At 46.4% G+C, this 18752-nt stretch carries 17 protein-coding genes; 8 read left to right on the forward strand and 9 right to left on the reverse strand.

The genetic code is table 11. The features are described 5' to 3' along the window. Positions 1 to 29 precede the first annotated feature (29 nt). Positions 30 to 2633 (forward strand): DUF2339 domain-containing protein, encoded by a 2604-nt coding sequence (locus tag J2T19_RS23580; RefSeq protein ID WP_307220162.1) that lies wholly within the window; start codon positions 30 to 32, stop codon positions 2631 to 2633. A 157-nt stretch (positions 2634 to 2790) separates the two neighbouring features. Here the strand turns inward: J2T19_RS23580 and J2T19_RS23585 are convergent, their stop codons facing one another. Next, positions 2791 to 2949 carry a hypothetical protein gene (locus tag J2T19_RS23585; RefSeq protein ID WP_307220164.1) on the reverse strand — a complete coding sequence of 53 codons (159 nt, stop codon included), beginning with the start codon at positions 2947 to 2949 and terminating at the stop codon, positions 2791 to 2793. 444 nt (positions 2950 to 3393) lie between these two features. Between J2T19_RS23585 and J2T19_RS23590 the strand changes: the two genes are divergently transcribed. Continuing rightward, positions 3394 to 4074 carry an FHA domain-containing protein gene (locus J2T19_RS23590; protein WP_307220166.1) on the forward strand — a complete coding sequence of 227 codons (681 nt, stop codon included), beginning with the start codon at positions 3394 to 3396 and terminating at the stop codon, positions 4072 to 4074. Positions 4075 to 4153: 79 nt separating this feature from the next. Continuing rightward, the gene (locus tag J2T19_RS23595) at positions 4154 to 4732 is read left to right on the forward strand and encodes a class I SAM-dependent methyltransferase (protein WP_307220169.1); all 579 of its coding nucleotides are present in this window, start codon (positions 4154 to 4156) and stop codon (positions 4730 to 4732) included. Positions 4733 to 4913: 181 nt separating this feature from the next. Here the strand turns inward: J2T19_RS23595 and J2T19_RS23600 are convergent, their stop codons facing one another. The 3 genes from J2T19_RS23600 to J2T19_RS23610 form a co-directional block, all read right to left on the reverse strand. After that, a complete protein-coding gene (locus tag J2T19_RS23600) occupies positions 4914 to 7184 on the reverse strand; it encodes a carbohydrate-binding domain-containing protein (protein ID WP_307220171.1) in 2271 nt (756 codons plus the stop codon). A 61-nt stretch (positions 7185 to 7245) separates the two neighbouring features. Then, positions 7246 to 7926, reverse strand: coding sequence for a DUF4956 domain-containing protein (locus J2T19_RS23605; protein ID WP_239291115.1), 681 nt, complete (start codon positions 7924 to 7926; stop codon positions 7246 to 7248). A gap of 20 nt (positions 7927 to 7946) precedes the next feature. After that, positions 7947 to 8741 carry a polyphosphate polymerase domain-containing protein gene (locus J2T19_RS23610; protein ID WP_307220173.1) on the reverse strand — a complete coding sequence of 265 codons (795 nt, stop codon included), beginning with the start codon at positions 8739 to 8741 and terminating at the stop codon, positions 7947 to 7949. A 250-nt stretch (positions 8742 to 8991) separates the two neighbouring features. Between J2T19_RS23610 and J2T19_RS23615 the strand changes: the two genes are divergently transcribed. From J2T19_RS23615 to J2T19_RS23625, 3 genes are all read left to right on the forward strand, one after another. Beyond that, positions 8992 to 9669 carry a response regulator transcription factor gene (locus J2T19_RS23615; RefSeq protein ID WP_307220175.1) on the forward strand — a complete coding sequence of 226 codons (678 nt, stop codon included), beginning with the start codon at positions 8992 to 8994 and terminating at the stop codon, positions 9667 to 9669. Further along, positions 9669 to 11033 (forward strand): sensor histidine kinase, encoded by a 1365-nt coding sequence (locus tag J2T19_RS23620; protein WP_307220177.1) that lies wholly within the window; start codon positions 9669 to 9671, stop codon positions 11031 to 11033. The genes J2T19_RS23615 and J2T19_RS23620 overlap by 1 nt, the downstream gene beginning before the upstream one ends. Positions 11034 to 11231: 198 nt before the next feature. Continuing rightward, positions 11232 to 11483: a hypothetical protein gene (locus J2T19_RS23625; protein WP_128104660.1), complete on the forward strand. Its 252-nt coding sequence runs from the start codon at positions 11232 to 11234 to the stop codon at positions 11481 to 11483. Between the two features lie 111 nt (positions 11484 to 11594). Here J2T19_RS23625 and J2T19_RS23630 read toward each other — a convergent pair whose 3' ends face one another. After that, positions 11595 to 12362 (reverse strand): SDR family NAD(P)-dependent oxidoreductase, encoded by a 768-nt coding sequence (locus tag J2T19_RS23630; RefSeq protein WP_056703368.1) that lies wholly within the window; start codon positions 12360 to 12362, stop codon positions 11595 to 11597. Between the two features lie 205 nt (positions 12363 to 12567). On the opposite strand from J2T19_RS23630, the gene J2T19_RS23635 reads away from it, so the two are divergent. After that, positions 12568 to 13203, forward strand: a complete 636-nt coding sequence (locus tag J2T19_RS23635) for a TetR/AcrR family transcriptional regulator (RefSeq protein ID WP_307220180.1) — start codon at positions 12568 to 12570, stop codon at positions 13201 to 13203. Between the two features lie 17 nt (positions 13204 to 13220). Here the strand turns inward: J2T19_RS23635 and cobA are convergent, their stop codons facing one another. From cobA to nirB, 4 genes are read right to left on the reverse strand one after another with little or no spacing between them, the layout of a single operon-like run. After that, a complete protein-coding gene (gene cobA / locus J2T19_RS23640; RefSeq protein WP_307220183.1) occupies positions 13221 to 13991 on the reverse strand; it encodes a uroporphyrinogen-III C-methyltransferase in 771 nt (256 codons plus the stop codon). Further along, positions 13988 to 14869 carry a formate/nitrite transporter family protein gene (locus J2T19_RS23645; RefSeq protein WP_307220185.1) on the reverse strand — a complete coding sequence of 294 codons (882 nt, stop codon included), beginning with the start codon at positions 14867 to 14869 and terminating at the stop codon, positions 13988 to 13990. The genes cobA and J2T19_RS23645 overlap by 4 nt, the downstream gene beginning before the upstream one ends. A 44-nt stretch (positions 14870 to 14913) precedes the next feature. Further along, positions 14914 to 15231, reverse strand: coding sequence for a nitrite reductase small subunit NirD (nirD, locus tag J2T19_RS23650; RefSeq protein WP_056703377.1), 318 nt, complete (start codon positions 15229 to 15231; stop codon positions 14914 to 14916). A gap of 16 nt (positions 15232 to 15247) precedes the next feature. Beyond that, entirely contained in the window at positions 15248 to 17689 is a 2442-nt protein-coding gene (nirB, locus tag J2T19_RS23655; protein WP_307220188.1) for a nitrite reductase large subunit NirB, read from the reverse strand. A gap of 462 nt (positions 17690 to 18151) precedes the next feature. On the opposite strand from nirB, the gene J2T19_RS23660 reads away from it, so the two are divergent. Next, complete coding sequence (locus tag J2T19_RS23660; protein WP_145044800.1) at positions 18152 to 18748, forward strand: ANTAR domain-containing response regulator; 597 nt, start codon at positions 18152 to 18154, stop codon at positions 18746 to 18748. Positions 18749 to 18752: the final 4 nt, after the last annotated feature.

Raw genomic sequence — 18752 nt, forward strand, 5'->3', positions numbered from 1 at the left:
AAATCAACATCGACCAATGGAGGAAAGGTATGAAGGAGTTCAAGGATCGGCTTCATCAGGTGCAAGAGCAACAGAAGCAGTTGGTTAAGGAGTATAGCGAACTGCTTCAGGATTACCAATCCGATGATCTGATTGTACAGAACGAACAACTGCGTGAGCAGTCTGAGGCGTATAAGCTCAAGCTGAAGCAGTTGGAGATCCGGGCGCGTCAGATGGAAGAAGAGAATGTTCGCCTTCGGATGGCGCTGTCTGAACAGATGCTGGATGAGAAATTGAATCTGATCCGTGTATCGAAGGAGAAAATGGAGACGTATTTCCGAGGAAAGACGGCTGTACATCACGATCGGCTAGAGGCTCACGAGCATCGTACCAAAGCGAATCTTAATTCCATCTATAACCGAGCTGCGGAGGAGCTGCAAGAAGATGAGCATGAGATCAAGGAACGTATTGCATATCTAGCCGGAGAAGTAAGAGAGCGAATAGAGCGACAACGGCAAACGCTGTGGGAGCGGGAAGAAGCGATACGTCAGCAAATGCATCAAGGATATGATCATATGGCTGAGGAAGAGCTGAGTGAGGAGACGATTAAGCAACGCATTCGCCAAAACCGAATGGAGATGAAGATTGGCTTAAGCTGGATCAACAAGTTGGCCATTTTACTGCTTATTCTGGGTGTGGGTGCAGCATTCCGGTACTCCTATTCCACTTGGTTCAGCGATCAGATGAAAGGTGCTGCCTTTTTCTTATTAGGTGTGCTTATGCTCGCTGGGGGAGAGTGGTTGTTCCGTCGTAAGCGGCAGACGTTTGCCATGGGACTGTTAGGTGGAGGCATATCCATCTTGTTTGGGTCTATTTTCTACAGTTATTTCTTGCTGCATATCATTGGACTGTATACGGCTCTAGGGTTATCCGTACTGGTATCGGCTGTCTCTGTCGTCCTGTCGCTGAGGTATCGATCCAAAACGATCTGTACGCTAGGACTCGTCGGAGGTTATTTACCGTTATTTTCGTACATGGGATACTTCGGGCTGGAAGGACGCGCCGTTTATGCGGCGATGATCTATTTACTGCTCTTAAATGGCATTATCGTACTGATCTCGTTCGGTAAACGTTGGCCTATTGTGCACTATATCAGCTTCTTGTTCAATACACCGTCGATGCTCATTATGCTATGGTTATCGCCGAGCAATCTTGTGGGCATGTTGTATTCGATTGTGACATTTGCGTTGTACCTGGGCATTACGCTGGCGTATCCGTTCAAACATCGGGTGAAGCTAACCTGGTGGGACTTCGCCTTGCTCGCTATGAATACAAGTATCAGCTGTCTCATGCTCTATGTGCTGTTCAGGGCAGAGGGCTGGGACGATGCACAAGGACTGCTGGCTCTAGTATTCTGTCTGGTCTATTTCGGGCTGGCGCGATTCGTTCGTCGCCATATGGTGCAGGAAAAACAGACGATACTTTTGTTTTACATCACTTCGTTAACCTTTGCGGTTCTAATTATACCGTTCCAGTTTGGAGCGGAATGGTTGTCCTTGGGTTGGTTGATCGAAGGAATTCTACTCATCACCCTTGGTCATCTGAAGCGATTCAAAGCGGTTGAACGTGCCGGATGGGGTGTAGTGCTTCTCTGCATCGTTACCTTTATGTATATTGATGTGCTGGTGATGTTCATTATGGGAATGCAGTCTCACTTTATGTTGAAATATTCTTGTATCACACTTGGCACACTTGCGATTACGCTGTATTATTCATTTGTTAATCAAGGAGCGTTGTCTGCTCCAGGAATGCTGCGTTACCATGCAGTGGAGCGTGGCTTCCTGAGAGGATTCCAATACGTTACACTCGTGAACCTATGGTTCTATGTTCTGTATGAATCGAATGAGCTGTATAGCAGAGCTGTGGATGACAGCTTCCCGTTATACCTGTTCTACAAATTCATTCTGTTTGCCTCGCTGACGATTGCGCTAGCTTATGGACTGAGCAAAGTGAAGCCATTACAAGGTCGATTTGTACGCTATTACACGAACATTCTACATGCTGTGGGTTACTGTATAGCGCTAGCAGTAACGTTAAATTTGCCAGCCTTACAACCTGATGTTCAGCAACATACCGCTGCCGAGATCGTGGGGCTTATTGTACTGATCATCTTCAATGTGGGGGTATTCTTCGCTGGCAGAGATCTGTTAATTACAGCTATCCGTGGACAGTTTAAAAGTATTGAGTGGTACCCTGTCATTGCAGGGGTCTACCTATTAGGGGTAATCACCGTTTTCATGACGGTTCAGTTCCAATGGGGAGATGTGGGGCTGCTCTTTAGCCTAATCTACCTGATACTTGCCATCCTCTACATTGCTTACGGATTCCGTAGAAAATATGTGATGATTCGCCGTCTGGGTCTAGGTCTAACCCTACTGGCTACGGGTAAGATGGTATTCTATGATGTTAGTTTGCTGACCGCAGGCAGTAAGATTATCGCGTATTTCAGCTTTGGTATCTTGCTTCTGGGTATCTCTTATCTGTATCAAAAGGTATCGAGCAAGATGGAGGAAGCTCACGCTCAAGAGAATAAGCCAAATGAACAGAATTCATCTGCCGAATCCGATAAGGAACAACATAACGATGAGGTCTAACGACTAATAAACACAACAATAAGCTCCTTGATCTGCCTAGCAGACTGAGGGGCTTATTGTCTGTTATGAGTAATCGTAGAGATGACAATCGTGAAACGTTTATTGGAGTGAACGCGTTATAATAAAGTAAGTTTATTCATGAGTATGTTGCTGGTATTTAGGGCTGGATGCTCGTATGTATCCATGACGTTTCCATCGTTGCTTGCTTGCCATTCAAGGACTCTCCGCGTTCACCGTTCATATGGGACAGAACTGTAAGTGTGATGGATAGGGCAAAAGCAAGCAGCACATATATGCAAATGTTCTTTTTGTTCATATTTAGGTACCTCTCTTGTTGGTAAGCTAGTGACTGTCTATCATGAGAAAAAAAGCACAACGTCTGGTATAGTAGAGAAAAGCATAGAACGACGCCATGTATACACTATATAAATTGTCATGAATGCAAACAATGGAACAAATCTGATGAAGTTATCATTATTATTTGAACGAACATATATGTTCGCTCAGCATTTACAGTGGAATGGAGAGGACAGAAACAAACTGAAGAAGCGAAGCGTTCGCCTGAAAGCTTTCTGCAAGAAAGCTACATCGGAAGCATACGCTATCTCCGGATTTTCCCTTTGAGAAAAGGGATTCAAAAAAATCTGGGGATAACAGCGATCGGAAGGTTATTCTGTCATCGGAGTGGCAAGTGTACATCTTTTTAATTTAATTAAGCCTAGTGAGTAGAGAGAGTGAATTTTGAAGGTGGGGGAATAACATGCGGGAGACGGCAAAAATCGTCATTCGTACACCTGGACAGGAAAGTGACGGTTCCTTTGCTTATGTACGGCAAGGGCGCTCTATAACGGTAGGGCGTTACACAGGCGGTAGTGAACTGGATCTGTCCGTGTACAATCAGATGATTTCTAAACGGCACTGCCGTATTCATTATGATGCACAGTTTCAACTGTGGGTCGAGGATCTGGATAGTAAAAATGGAACAGAGTTGAACGGGCAACGCCTTGTTCCATATGAGAGATATCCTTTTGCAGAAGGGGACAACCTGACGCTAGTGAATGGACTGATTCAGCTTCGGATCGAGAACGACTTGGAGGAGACGAGAGAATATCGCCTTTCTGATCTGCTCGGTGAAGGAATTAAAGTGCACGATCATATGCAGACCGTACAGGTTGGTGAAGTGGAGATTCCGCTATCGAAGAAGGAATTCCAGCTATTCAAATTACTTTATAGTCAGCTAGACCATTTTGTGACGCGGGAGCAGATTGTCAGTCAGGTATGGCCTGAACGCAGCATATTGGAAAGTGAGCCGGTGGGAATCGATGAAATTAACTCCTTAATCTACCGGACGAACCGGAAGCTAGGTACTCATTTTACGATTAAATCCGTGTATAAAAAAGGGGTGTACATGAAGTCTCATGTACCGGATTGTACGAAGTAGGATGCTTCCGTAATCCTGATGGATTGGGAAGTAGCGCTATTGATGATCAACATCTTCAATTCCCAAAGGATGAGATTATATGTCCATAATTCCATTCATTCCATGGCTGCTCGCCATGATTACCTTAATTGCTGTCCTGTCGATCGTACTTGTTAGCTGGAGAAATGGCATTTCCCCGATGCCCACGTCCCGATTGGTCAGACGCGTTGTCATTGAGGAAGTGAATCGCATTCCAGGTTATGGCGATGTAATCGAGTCAGGCTCTGGATGGGGCACACTCGGCATGGATGTGGTGCGGTATTGTCCGGGTAAACGACTTACAGGTATTGAAAATTCTCTGCTACCTCTGTGGGTGTCTCAAGGAATAGCTTATCTGAGTGTGTGCTTCCGGGAGGCCAAGGGTCAGAAGCAATCCATGAAGGGTAGGCTGCGGTTCATCCGGGGCAATATCTATAATAGCTCGTATGAACATGCTGATTGTGTCATCTGTTATTTGTTTCCCGGAGCGATGGAGCGACTGCTGGACAAGTTCACACGTGAATTGCCGCCAGGTGCGAGAGTGATTAGTGTCTGTTTTGCATTGCCAGGCAAGGTGCCGCTTCGCACGATCACTTGCCCGGATGCACTACGTACGAAGGTGTACGTCTATGTGTTCTAAGGCAGTAGGATGGATGCATCTCTGCAAGGTACGAGTGGTCATATGTTAATAGGTATGAATGAACAAAACAAAGGCTCCGAATACACTTTTTGAGTGGATTCAGAGCCTTTCGTTTAACTTGCAACAGATTCATTGTTGTTCTAGTTATTGCACAGATTCAAATTTGAGCTAACTCGTTTTTTTATTTTGCTGAATCGGTTGTACTTGTGCTACCAGAAGTAGTGCCGGATTGTCCGCGGCCTCTTCCACCTCCGAAACCACCTTGACCATTACCTCCGCCAAAACCGCCCATGCCGGATCGAGCTGTAGTAACACCTGATTCATTAACCCAAGTTACATTGCTTGTTGATTGGAATGCAACAATTTTTGTTCCGCCACTATAGGTGCCGTCTGTATACAGTCCATCCACGGCTGTGCCTGTAGAAGTTCCGCCAGAGTAGATGACATAAGATCCGTCTGCCTTCAGGTCAGGAAAGCTAACGACTACAGATTGGTAATCTTTCGCTGGAGCAAACGTTAGAATGCTGTTGCCTTCACTGTCTTCGACATGTACGAGTGTTCCTGCTTGTTGAGTGGAAGGGAATGTCATGACAATTGCATTTTGAGTGGACGCATCGGACGTACCTTGTACCATACCTGAGCTTCCAGCTGCGATCAGATATCCACCGCTCATCTCAAATGAGCCATCATAGTCAAGTGCTCCATTGCCATTGTCTGTTGGACCATTGACGATTACGGTACCACCTGTCATATAGATCGAACCGTTTGCATCGAGCCCGTCACCACCTGCATTTACGGTGAGTGATCCGCCGTTAATATGCAATTCGTTGTTGCCAGATGATTCACCCGGTATACCACCAGGTCCACCGTTTTGTTGTGTTGCATTCGTGCCAGTCTGATCGGTATTTGATGTTGTATCAGCTGTATCTGTGTTTTGATTCGCTTCAGTAGTTGCTGTAGTTGTAGTTTCTTCACCACCAGCTGCATTAACGCCATCATCGGATGCTGTGACATCTACATTTCCATCATTCAGTGTAATGATTGCACCTTCAAGTCCTTCATAACTATTCGCAATCGTGATCTCTCCACCATTAATGGTAAGTGCCTGATCTGCATGGATTCCGTCATCGCCAGACTTCAAGCTGAATGTTCCGCCATTTACTGTGACATTACTATTGCTGTGCAGAGAGTCATCCATGGAATCAATCGTATACGTACCACCGTTAACCGTCAGATCAGTACCTGCTTTGAGTGCTTTGGCGCTGATGGATTCCTCTTCCGTTGTCGTGGTGGCTGTGTCTGCATCGGCATTGGTTTCCGTCGTTGCTGTATTGGCAGAGCTGGATGAAGCTGCGTTGTTGGTGCCTGCTGCGGCATTCCCGCCAGCATTATCCGGCATATCGGCAGGACGCTCGCCATCCGGCGGTGTACCCATATCGGTAGGTGGTGTCCCCATGTCTGTTGGAGGTGTGCCTCCACCAAATCCACCGCCCTCATCGCCAAACGGTCTTTCCTCTACTTTTGCTGGTGCATTTGCACTTCCACCAGCAGTGACGATATGGTATGTGCCGCCATCCGTATCAAGGGCAGTCTCAGCCTGAATACCGTCGCTACCACTTTCAATGTTGAAGGTACCATCTGCAATGGCAACAAAGCCTTTAGAGGGATCGGTATCGTTGGTGGATTTAATTCCATCTCCTTCTGCATCGATTGTGAGTGTGCCTGCCTGAATCGCAACCATGTCTTTACCTTTAATACCGTCATCGGCAGCCTTAACATTGATCGTGCCGCTGATAATTTTCAGATCATCCTTACTTGTAATGCCCTCATTGTAGTTACCTGTGACTGTTAATTGCCCTGTGCCGTTAAACGTTAGATCTGCTTTGCTGAAGATCGCTGCATCTGGCTCGTCCGTCGTATCATCGGCGTATACGTAGGTTTTGCCATCCGAAACTTCATTTTTAGTTCCTTTTTCAAGGGTAATGACGGCTTTGCCAGCCTTCTGAATGTAGATCCCTGCACTATCGTTATCGTAAATCTTTGCCCCGTTTAATACGATGTGTACAACACCTTTATCCGCAACGTTGACGACAATCTGCCCATCCGTCAGTTCGCCGCTAAGTACGTAAGTACCGGCTTCCGAGATCGTTACCGTACCATTTGCTGCTTTGGCTCCCGATCCAGTCACTGCTGCGGTTGTCCCGTTCAGTTTGATAATCGTGGAGTCCGCTTCCGTCCAGCTCACATTGGTATCATCTGCATCGAGAGAGACGAGGTCGGCGAATTTGACCGAAGTTTGTTCACTTACGGAAACGGTTTTGGTGGTTCCTGTCGTTGTTGTTGCCGCATTGGCTGTTGTATTCGTTGCTGCTGGGGCGCTGCATGCTGTCACCAGAGCAGTAATCATCGCTATAGACCACAGTTTGCTACCGGCTATCACTTTCTTCTTCATATTGTATCGATCCTTTCAAATTTAAATTAATAAGACATCCTTTGTAAGCATAAGCGGCTCTTTAATAGTCGGTGGTTGGGCTCATCGTTAAGGAGATATCCAGGTTGCCGTTCCGTGTACGGATCGCGTCGAGGAATTCCTTCTGGCTAACACTTTCGTGGATAGTTACGCTGTATACCAACTCGTACAGACTACCCAGTTCGGTCGTTCTGATTTTTTTGAGATCAAAGGGTACGTTGAATGTATGGAACACTTCGTTCAGTGCTTCTTCATAGCTTAGATTTTCAGGAATAGTTACTTTCAGTGTTTTCTGCTGGCTCTTCTTACCGCCGAAGTTGAAGCGACTCAGGACAAACATCAATACACACAGGACAACTGTGAACAGAACCGCGTATCCAAAAGCCCCAACTCCGCACGCTAGACCAGATGCCATCGTGAACAATACGTATGCGATATCTTTCGGGTCACCAGGCGCACTCCGGAATCGGATAATGGAGAAGGCACCTGCCAAGCTGAACGCTCGGGCAATGTTACTGCCAATGAGCAGGATGATGATGGCGACAATGACGGGCAGAACAACCATGGTTAAGGTGAAACTCTGGGAGTAGGTGCTCTGATTGGTCTTCATGTAGGTGAGACTAATGATGAGTCCCAGAATGATGGCAAGTCCGATGGTAATAACGGAGCTGCTAAAAGTTAGTGTTGCATCGTCTAATGCGGAGCTGAATAGTGAATCAAGCATATAGGACACGCTCTCTTTCTCTAATTGATTGTTCTTGTTCCATTGCTGGCTGGTTCGAAGTCTGTACCTGGTACGAGGACACGTTCTGTCTGGTAGTTCAGGTTCGTTGTTCTCACCAGATGTCTGTATTCGTTGCCGTATTTGGAGAATCCAGTACGGTAGAGTCCGTGCTCGCATAACAATTGAGACAGCCAGATCGGAACGGTTTTCTCGGCCTTCACTTCCATGAGCCATCGACCGTCCTTCACGAGCGGCTCGCCGTAATCTCCCTGTTCCAGCTTCAGATCGTATCTGCGGCTGCGAATGTTGGTATCAAAGGTAATGCGGAGATCGCGGCTGTTTTTGTCAAACAACGCTTTGCGTTCATACGCTAGATACACTTTCGGTTCAAGATCATACAGCCGGAGGAAGTATTTGATCTCTTCAACGACCTGTTTGTTCATGTAATCAGCGAGTTCCGGCGCCTGCCCAGTACGAACGAACTCGTAGGCTTCATCCAGCTTCAGGGCTGTTCTCCGCTTGTTGACCAGGCCGAATACTTTCTTTTTGATCTCTAAGTACACTTTGGCTTTATCCTCAGGTACACCGTATGCTCTTAGCCGCAGCTTCTCTTTGTATTTCGGTTTGGAGAGACTTGCACGAATCAGTGAATCTTGCGGAGTATCGAAGTAAAGATTACTAATCGAGTAAAACTCGTGTTTTTTGTTATACGCATCTAGCTCCATATATTTCAGCAGGTCGCTGTAAAAATGTTCATACTGCTCATCTGTCAGCAGATATTTGCTCTCATATCGGTTGAACACCTCAATAGCCATATCACATCATTCCTTTCCTTGTGTCGTTGTATGTTGTGGTACATTTTGTCTTGCTGTCATGTCTGTATCTTAGAGCTTTAACCTTGAATGAATCTTAAATGATTTTACATTCTGTTAATCTTTTTTTACCTTCCTATAATAGTGCTCAGCCAAAACATACATTAAGATTGGTTCAAGGTTCCGCAGATATAATCATTGGTATAATAGATGAACATGTCTACAACCAATCCATATAGAGGGATGAATACAGATGAGAATACTAATTGCGGAAGATGAGATTCATTTGGCAGAAGCCGTATCACAGATATTGAAGAAAAATAATTACTCCGTAGATATGGTGCATGACGGAAGATCGGGACTTGATTATGCACTCAGCGGCATTTACGATTTACTGCTGCTCGACATTATGATGCCGGAGATGGATGGAATTACGGTACTTAAGACATTGCGCAGTGAAGGTAACCATACACCGGTGATTTTACTGACTGCCAAGGGAGAGATTGACGATAAAGTCACCGGGCTCGACTATGGAGCCGACGACTATATTGCGAAGCCATTTGCTACAGAAGAGCTTCTAGCTCGGATTCGGGCAGCACTGCGACGTAAAGGTGAGGTTGTTCCTGAGGATGCTCTCAAATTCGGAGATATTGAGCTGAATACCGTGCAACTGAAGCTTTTGGTGGAAGGCAAAGAAATGAAGCTTAATCTGAAGGAAAACGAACTGCTGGAGCTACTAATCACACGTAAATCCGCGATCACCTCCAAGGAGCAGATCATTGAGAAGCTGTGGGGATTCGATTCGGAAGTGGAGTATAACAATGTGGAGGTGTACATCTCGTTTTTGCGCAAAAAATTAACCTTCCTGAATTCCGCTGTCCGCATTAATACCATTCGGGGTGTGGGTTATGTACTTGAGGTGACAGCCTGATGTTCAAGAAGCTCAGAAATCGGTTTCTCATTGTGAATCTGGTATCCATCTCGATTATGATGCTGGTCGCCTTCGCAACGATTTATACAATTACCTATCAGAATGTGCAGCGCGAGACCAATATGGAGCTGTATAAGGTATCTGATTTCTATCACGGTCCATATAATTCTTCCAAAATGCCGCGTAATGAAGATGGGTTCTCCGGTGTGTCAGGGTCAGGCACCTCAGGTACGTCGGGTGCTTCGGGTGCGTCAGGCATAGGGTCACCGCCAGTGGGCGGACTTGGAGAGAATGGAGGGGCGATGGGAGAAGATCCTAACTCTCCGCCCGCACGTTCCGTATCATTTATGATCCAGACAGATCGTGATTGGAAGATTACTAATACACATTCTCGCTTTGACATGGATGCTACCTTTTATGAAGAGGCTCTGGGAAAGATCGATCAGGATAAGCTGAGCGGGGGTAATCGTCAGACCGGACAATTTGCGCTGGATAGCACCGAGTGGGCCTATGTAGTTGATTCAAGCAGCAATGGATATATGATCGTGTTCATTGATGTAACGGCACAACAGAGCATTCTTACGAACCTGATCTATACGTTTGCGGTTGTGGGGCTCGTGATGCTGATCGTCATTTATTTCCTAAGTCGCTACTTCGCCAATCGTTCGATTAGACCTGTACGTGAGGCGTTCGAGAAGCAGAAGCAATTCATTGCCGATGCATCACACGAGCTGAAAACACCACTTGCAATCATTAATACCAATGCCGATGTGTTGCTTGCCAATAGCGAGGATACCATTGAACATCAGTCCAAATGGCTACATTACATTAAGTCGGAGACAGAGCGGATGTCCAAACTGACGAGTAGTCTGCTGTATCTGACCGAGATTGATGATTCCAGGTCTACGATGATTCATGCCAAATTCAATATGAGTGAGGCAGTTGAGACGATTATTTTGACGATGGAAGCAATGATATTTGAGAAAAATATCTCACTCGACTACAGCATAGAGCCAGAGCTTATGGTTCATGGCAACAATGAACAGATCAAGCAGGTCATTCTGATCCTACTGGACAATGCCGTGAAATACGCTAAATCCAAGGGTGCAGTGAATGTCACGTTGAAGAAGCAGAATAACGAAGTAGTGCTTGCGGTGTCTAACACTGGAGAGGGTATTGCCCCTGAGCATCTGGAACGAATCTTCGATCGTTTCTATCGAATGGATGCCTCGCGTGCTCGTCAACATGGTGGACATGGTCTTGGACTTGCGATTGCCCGTTCTATTGTGGATCAACATAAAGGGCAGATATATGCCCGAAGTGTGGTTGGAGAAGGCGCAACGTTCTACGTACGACTAACCTAGATGATTAGTGGAATGAAAGAAATCTGAGGTAACAGCGAGCGGAAGGTTGTGCTGTCATCGTAGTGCTCTTGAAAAAGAGATTACCACCAAGCATAAGATGTGCCAGTAACGGGTTAACCTATGCTACAATAACAACAGCATGTATGAATCAAGGAGCTGACTGAATTGACTGAGACGAATGCAATTAATGAACAAGAAATGATGCAATATATTGCAGATAAAACAAAAGCGAGTCAAGCGAACATTGCGCTTGTTCTGAAGCATGAGCAAGCTTACATCAATAAGGCACATGAGAATGCCAAAGGTGATGTAGATATCGATGGCGATGATCTGGCCGATTACATTGTGAGCCGCAAAGACGTGAAGCTGGACGAGCTGACCGTGGAGAACATCCTGGATGCTGAAATGGATTACCTGATGGACAAGGGCCACGCAGGGTACATTGATTAAGTTGTGAAGTATGGTAACAGTTGAAAGACCTGCAACGAGAATGCAATAAGCATATCTCGAAGCAGGTCTTTCAACGTATCTATCTATTTCATTGATCAGACTGTATATGGTTTATTGACCAACCATGCCGCCGTCCACAGTGTAGAGGGAACCTGTTACATAAGAGGCTTCTTCGGACAAAAGGAAGTTCATTACAGCAGCGACTTCTGCCGCTTCGCCGTAGCGACCCATTGGAATGGTAGAAACTGTTGCTGATTGATAGTCATCCACATTGCCAGAGTTTGCTTCAATCTGACGCATCATACGTGTGTTGATTGTGCCTGGCAATACGGCGTTAACTCGGATATTGGAAGATGCCAGTTCATTCGCAGCAGTACGGGTAAGACCCACTACAGCATGTTTAGACATAATATATGGAGACATCCCTGGAGCGCCCATTAAGCCTGCAAGGGAAGATGTGTTCAGAATCGCTCCGGATTTTTGTTTTTTCATCACAGGAATGACATTTTGCAAACCTAGGAATACACCACGTACATTGACATTGTATACGAGGTCGAGTGCTTCAACACTCAGTTCATCAATGGAGCCAGTTGGTCCTTCAATACCTGCATTATTCGCGAAGTAATCAATTCTTCCAAAGGCATCAAGTGCTTTTTGCACATAGTTTTTAACGTCTTCTTCTTGAGATACGTTGGCTTTTACCGCAATGACATGCTCTTGGTCTAGATTAAGATCTGCAATGGTCTGCTCAATCGCTTCTTGATTCAAATCGACCAGTACCAGATTGATTTTGCGCTCAGCAAGGCGGCGTGCTAATTCTTTACCAATTCCTCCGGCTGCACCAGTAATTACGGCTGTATGTGTATAAGATGTACTCATGATTTATTCCTCTCCTTCAGGTAATGTGATTCAGGCAATCATTCCTTAAAAAATGATTCAGCCTGTCGTCTATACTTCCTGTCTTAATGTTAAGATATACATAAGAATGTGACAATCGTCATTGACAACGCAAATGTCAGCTATCGAACACAGATGTAAGCGGTGTTCATTTAGGCTACAATAATGGACAAAGGAGGCGGGAATGTTGATTATTGAACATCCTCAGGATCGCAGAGCACGAAGAACGCAGGATGCTATCATCGCTGCGACGGTTTCTTTAATATTGGAAAAGGGAGCGGACGCTGTAACGATTCGGGACATTACGGAGCGGGCGGACTACAACCGAGGTACGTTCTATTTGCATTTTCCAGGCAAGCCGGAGTTACTTGAATTTATTTTGGAAGATTTCATGCAAGGCGTGGGACAAGCGTATGCAGAACCATATGCGCATTTAACAGAAGTGGATATGACCGCATTGCTGCCATCGACAATGCCGGTTTTTAATTATATAGAAGCACATCAGGACATCTTCCGTGCTTTAATCACGATGCACAGTGATATGAGTTCCAGGCTATGTAATATGTTTCGTACCTACTTAACGCAGGATTTTGTTCTTGTCACCGAAGATAGCGAGCACGTCATTAATTATGACATTATGCTAAGTTACCTCGTATCGGCAACAGTTGGTGTCATTATGCACTGGGCGGAGATTGGGTTTAAATATTCTGCACATTATATGGGTGAACAGTTAACGGCGTTGATCAACATCAAACCGACCCGTCTGCTGATTGAACCAGGGCAGAAGGGTCGGACGATTCACGAACGTATGCTGTTAGATTGAGATAAGAAGGAGGATGGCTATCCAGTCATAGAAGCGTTGGTTGCGCGTTGCAGTTGTATCAATTGTTCGCGCACACGTACAGCCTCTCCGATGATAATAAGAGCCGGATTACTTACATCTTCAGAAACTGAAAGTGATTGCAGTTCAGCGAGTGTGCCCGTAATGATTCTTTCCTGCGAGGTAGTACCCCGCTCTACAAGTGCGGCTGGCGTGGACCTGTGTTTGCCATGATGCAATAGCTCCCGTTGAATATCAGATAACTGGCTAATTCCCATGTAAATGACCAGCGTATCCACGCTGTGAGCTAGTAGATCCCAGCGAACGGATGATACGTTACCATCACTGCCGGTTCCGGTGACACAGGCGAAGGATGAAGCCAGCCCGCGGTGGGTCAGTGGAATCAAGGTGGATGCGGATGTGCCGACTGCAGAAGTGATGCCCGGAATGACTTCAAAGGCAATGCCGGCCTGTGCCAGTACAAGTGCCTCTTCACCGCCGCGTCCGAAGATGAATGGATCACCGCCTTTGAGGCGAACAACTCGTTTTCCTTCGGTTGCATGGGTGACGAGCATACGTCCAATCATCTCTTGACTCATCGAGTGCAGCCCAGGGGCTTTGCCGCAATAAATGCGCAGTGCATCTTCACGAGCCTCGGCAAGCAGTTGGTCATTAACGAGACGATCATAGAGAATAACATCTGCCGTTTGAATTCGTTTCAAGGCTTTTACCGTGATCAGTTCAGGATCACCAGGGCCAGCACCAATAATACTGACGAATGATGTACTCATGACCGTGTCCCCACCTTCTGTGCTGAATCTGTACCTGTTAAGCCTGAACGTCCGCCCTGAATGGTTGCCAGCTTGGAAGAAGAGTGGGAGGAAGTCCCCCACGTATGTGCTGCATACAGACCTAAACCTGTGAAAATGGCTCCGCCAATAAGATTTCCGACTAACACGGGAATCTGGTTCCATAACCACCAATCTGCGATGCTTACATTAGCGCCGAGCATCATACCAGCCGGAATGACGAACATATTCACTACGGCGTGCTCGAATCCCTGCGCGAAAAATATCGTGATGGGCAGCCACATCGCAACGATTTTACCAATGGTGGACGTAGAGGTCATAGCCATCACTGCACCGAGGGTTACCATCCAGTTACATAATATCGCTTTGATCACAACGAGACCGATACCTGCTGTGCCTAAATGCTGATACCCCAATGTTTTGGTTTCACTTGTCTGAATCAACGTTTGAATGAGTGGACTGCTCAGATCTGTGCCCATTTTGGTAAGAGTCAGCCCGTATAGAGCAGCGTAGAATAAACATCCTAAGAGATGACCGACAATAACCCAGCAATAATTACGCATCATGCTCATCCATGTGACTCGTCGTTTCAGTAGTGCTAATGGAATCATGGCGAAGTTGCCTGTCACAAGTTCCAGTCCCAGAAGAATGATAATGACGAATCCTGCTGGGAAAATCAGTGCACCTGCCAAACCAACGGAAGTTTGAGATACAGCGGTATAAGCAAGTGTTGTTGCAAAAGCGAGGATAGCTCCAGCCAAGAAACCACGAATCAGCATCTGCATCCGATTCATTCTGGCTTTATTCTCACCTGCTTCCACCATTGATTGCAGTACTTCTGCCGGTTTAACAAAATCCATAGTGCACTCCTCCTTGCTGTCAGGCCACCGCAAATAGTGACGATCTAACCTGCGATAGTAATATAAATTTCACCACTAGCTCCATCAATCTCCGTTTTATACGTATTGAGACAACCGTCATCCGGTTCATGTACTTTGCCGTTACGAAGATCAATCTTCCAGTCATGGAGCGGACAATGAACAGACGTCCCGCATACCATGCCTTCGGACAACTTGCCACCCTTATGAGGGCAGCGATTTTCTACCGCATGCAGGCTACCGTCGCTGAGCTTGAAGACCGCGATCTCCGTATCCTCTACCATAAACGTACGTGCACCCTTTTCTTCAATATCTGCAAGGTGTCCAATGTGCAATCTATTCATCGCTGTTCCTCCTATTCTAGTGGGCTGCATTTTGAGCGCTCGCCAGGGGTGTGAAGTTTTTGCGTAAATTCTCATCCTCAATGATTTCTTTCCAAGGATCAACGGTGCGACCAAGCGTTGCTTCAAGCCGCTCAACCAGTGCCAGACGTACGTCACGATCTTCCAGCGCTGTCTTTACATGATCCAGTCCTACGCGTTCAATCCAAGCCGCTGTTCTCTCGTTCCAACGTGCATTCTCTCTATAATATTGCAGGTAAGCGTAAGTCCACTCTTCGACCTCAGCATCGGTTTTCACTGTACAGAGAAGCTCGGCAGCACGGACTTTAACGCCGCCATTACCGCCGACATGCAGTTCCCATGCCCCATCAATAGCCACTACACCAAGATCCTTAATGGTTGCTTCTGCGCAGTTCCGTGGGCAACCAGACACAGCAAGTTTTACTTTGGCTGGAGCGACCATCTTGTCGAGTTTTTTCTCGAGTCGAATTCCCATTTCAATGGAGTCTTGGGTACCGAAGCGGCAGAAGGTGTTACCTACGCAAGTTTTGACGGTACGGAGTGCCTTGCCATAACCGAATCCGGACGGCATATCAAGCTCTTCCCAGATTTTTGGAAGATTTTCCTTCTGTACACCGAGGAGATCCAGTCGTTGCCCGCCTGTGAATTTCACCATCGGTACATCGTATTTCTCTGCAATGGTAGCGATTTTGATCAGCTCTGCCGGAGAAGTTACGCCGCCGTAGATCCGTGGGATAACGGAATACGTACCATCCTTCTGAATATTGGCATGATAACGCTCGTTGGTGAATTTGGATACGCGCTCGTCTTCATACTCTGTATGCCAGATCATACCGAGATAATAGTTGAGGGAAGGACGGCATTTGGAGCAGCCTTCAGGTTCGTTCCAACCCAGGACGTTCATGACTTCCTTAACACTTTTCAGTCCCATTTCCTTGATCTGTGCAACCAGTTCATCCCGATCATAGGACGTACAGCCACAGATGCCTTCTTTGACCTGTTCGCCTACATTATCACCTGCATAATGCGTGAGCAGAGATTCAATGATGGGTTTACATCCACCGCAAGAAGCGGAAGCTTTTGTACAGGATTTAATTGCGCCGAGGGTATTGCAGCCTTTGTTCAAAACAGCGTCTCCGATGGTAGCTTTCGTAACACCATTACAGCCACAGACAATTTCATCATCAGGCATACTTGCCATGCGTTCAGCTACAGAGGGGCCAGCGCCTGAACCACCAGAGGGTACGCCGAGTAAAATTTCTTTTTCGCGGCCGCTAATGTCCTCGCCGCTTTTAATGAGGGAGAAGAGTGAGGCTCCGTCGGTGGTATCTCCGAACAATACTGCACCAATGAGCTTTCCTTCGCGGATGACCATCTTTTTGTAGACACCATCCACGTCATCTTGAATGCGAATGCTGCGTGTATCGGGGGAGTCTTTGAATTGCCCTGCGGAGAATACGTCGACGCCGGACACTTTCAGCTTGGTCGAAGTAACAGAGCCTTCATAACCCTCGGTTGCTGCTCCTGCCAGACGTTTAGCTAGCACCATACCTTGTTCATATAATGGAGCTACCAAGCCATAAGCGATTCCGCGGTGCTCTGCACATTCACCAACAGCAGAGATTCCTGGGATGTTGGTGTTCATATAGTCATCTACAATTACGCCACGATTAACATCCAGTCCAGCTTGACGAGCTAATTCGACCTGAGGACGAATGCCGACAGCCATAACGACCAGATCCGTCTCCAGTACGGTTTGATCTGTGAAGCGCAGTGATTTCACTCGGTTCTTGCCTGTGATTTCTTCGGTGTGTTTGTTCAAAAGGAATTTCATACCTTGCTCTTCTAACTCCCGTTGGAGCATCAAGCCTGCAGGTAGATCCAGGTTTCGATCCATCAAGTGGCCGTTGATGTGAATAACAGTGACATCCATACCGAGGTTGAGTAGACCGCGAGCTGCTTCTAACCCGAGCAATCCGCCCCCGATGACAGCAGCTTTGCGATATTTCTGCGATGCTGCCATCATCGTTTCGCAATCCTTTATGTCACGGAAACCAATAACGCCTTCTTTATTAGCCCCGGGGAGGGGGAGGATGAATGCCGAAGAGCCAGTTGCCATAATAAGCTCATCATACGAGGCGCGAACACCGGACTCCGATACGACCTCTTTGCGCTCAGCATCAATCTGTACGACCGGATCACCAGGGTACACACGAATGTTGTTCTCCTCATACCAGTTCCAGTCATTAATGACGATATCTTCGATGCTTGTGCCGCCTGCCAGCACAGAGGATAGCATGATCCGATTGTAGTTCGGATGCGGCTCTGCGCCAAAGATCGTAATTTCATATGCATGCGGAGCAAGCTTAAGGATATGTTCGATTGTGCGTAAACCTGCCATACCATTTCCGACCAACACCAGTTTTTTTGTTGAACTCATTATGATTAGCCCCCTTAGATCCATTCTGCAAAATACTCACAACAATCATGTCCAGTAATCATGTCCAGAAAAATATAAAAAGCCTGTCATGCCTCGGTGGATTGCGTAAGTACACACGCATCCCTTGCTCCGAGATTGCAAAACAGGCTTCATTGCCGTTTCAACCAGCTACGCCGTTGTAACTGTGATCGATTCAAATATGGAGTTGTTATGGCATAACTATAAAAGATCCTTCTTCTCATGTCAAGATAGTTAACATAAAAAAGTGTTTGAAATTTAAAGTTAATTATGTTTACATGTGTGTAATGGAAGTTGAAATGAACGAAGAGAAGTATTGTCTAAATAGGATCGGTAATTCGATCAAATTGTGAGGTAATGTAACACGAATCCGAAGAAGCAGTCATGCAGGCATTTGATTCTAATGGATTTGTTATAGATGTAATAGGGAGGGATTGATCCATCATGCGATCTTTATTGGTCATCCGTGTACAACCAACGATAGCTGCCTCGTCCGATGCAACAATCCCTCTTACACCGGAGCAGTTACTTACAGCGAACGGATATCATGTGCAGGTGACGGATAGCGAAACCGAGGCGCTGAAGTTGATCAGCAAAGCTGAGGCATCCATTCTTCATCTATCTCTGGCCGACGTAGAGCACTGGGTTCACTGCCTGGGAAAGGGAAGGTCGGATGCGCCATTGCTCTGGTGGTGTGCACCAGATACGGCAGCATCTTCGGTAGAATCATGCGAGGTAGAAACTTCTTTTGACGGAATACTTACGCCATCTATGGCTGGATCGGAGATTCATTGGACGCTGCATTTTGCAGCCAGGCGTTATATGGAACGGAAACAATGGGAGCAAGAACGTAAGCAGCTGCAATCCAGGTTAGAGGATCGGAAATGGATCGATATGGCTAAGGCTATCCTCTGTGATCTGAAGCAGATCTCCGAATCGGAGGCTTATGATCTGTTACGGAAGAAGGCTATGGATGAACGCAAACGGATGGTTGATGTCGCTACAGCTATTGTGAAGGCACATCAGTTACTCCAGTCTTAATTGG

Source organism: Paenibacillus tundrae (assembly GCF_030812775.1).
Taxonomy (GTDB): Bacteria; Bacillota; Bacilli; order Paenibacillales; family Paenibacillaceae; genus Paenibacillus; species Paenibacillus tundrae_A.

Coding starts and splice junctions, on each gene's coding strand:
- J2T19_RS23580 (WP_307220162.1), top strand. CDS start 30: ATGAAGGAGTTCAAGGATCGGCTTCATCAGGTGCAAGAGCAACAGAAG.
- J2T19_RS23585 (WP_307220164.1), bottom strand. CDS start 2,949: ATGAACAAAAAGAACATTTGCATATATGTGCTGCTTGCTTTTGCCCTA.
- J2T19_RS23590 (WP_307220166.1), top strand. CDS start 3,394: ATGCGGGAGACGGCAAAAATCGTCATTCGTACACCTGGACAGGAAAGT.
- J2T19_RS23595 (WP_307220169.1), top strand. CDS start 4,154: ATGTCCATAATTCCATTCATTCCATGGCTGCTCGCCATGATTACCTTA.
- J2T19_RS23600 (WP_307220171.1), bottom strand. CDS start 7,184: ATGAAGAAGAAAGTGATAGCCGGTAGCAAACTGTGGTCTATAGCGATG.
- J2T19_RS23605 (WP_239291115.1), bottom strand. CDS start 7,926: ATGCTTGATTCACTATTCAGCTCCGCATTAGACGATGCAACACTAACT.
- J2T19_RS23610 (WP_307220173.1), bottom strand. CDS start 8,741: ATGGCTATTGAGGTGTTCAACCGATATGAGAGCAAATATCTGCTGACA.
- J2T19_RS23615 (WP_307220175.1), top strand. CDS start 8,992: ATGAGAATACTAATTGCGGAAGATGAGATTCATTTGGCAGAAGCCGTA.
- J2T19_RS23620 (WP_307220177.1), top strand. CDS start 9,669: ATGTTCAAGAAGCTCAGAAATCGGTTTCTCATTGTGAATCTGGTATCC.
- J2T19_RS23625 (WP_128104660.1), top strand. CDS start 11,232: ATGATGCAATATATTGCAGATAAAACAAAAGCGAGTCAAGCGAACATT.
- J2T19_RS23630 (WP_056703368.1), bottom strand. CDS start 12,362: ATGAGTACATCTTATACACATACAGCCGTAATTACTGGTGCAGCCGGA.
- cobA (WP_307220183.1), bottom strand. CDS start 13,991: ATGAGTACATCATTCGTCAGTATTATTGGTGCTGGCCCTGGTGATCCT.
- J2T19_RS23645 (WP_307220185.1), bottom strand. CDS start 14,869: ATGGATTTTGTTAAACCGGCAGAAGTACTGCAATCAATGGTGGAAGCA.
- nirD (WP_056703377.1), bottom strand. CDS start 15,231: ATGAATAGATTGCACATTGGACACCTTGCAGATATTGAAGAAAAGGGT.
- nirB (WP_307220188.1), bottom strand. CDS start 17,689: ATGAGTTCAACAAAAAAACTGGTGTTGGTCGGAAATGGTATGGCAGGT.
- J2T19_RS23660 (WP_145044800.1), top strand. CDS start 18,152: ATGCGATCTTTATTGGTCATCCGTGTACAACCAACGATAGCTGCCTCG.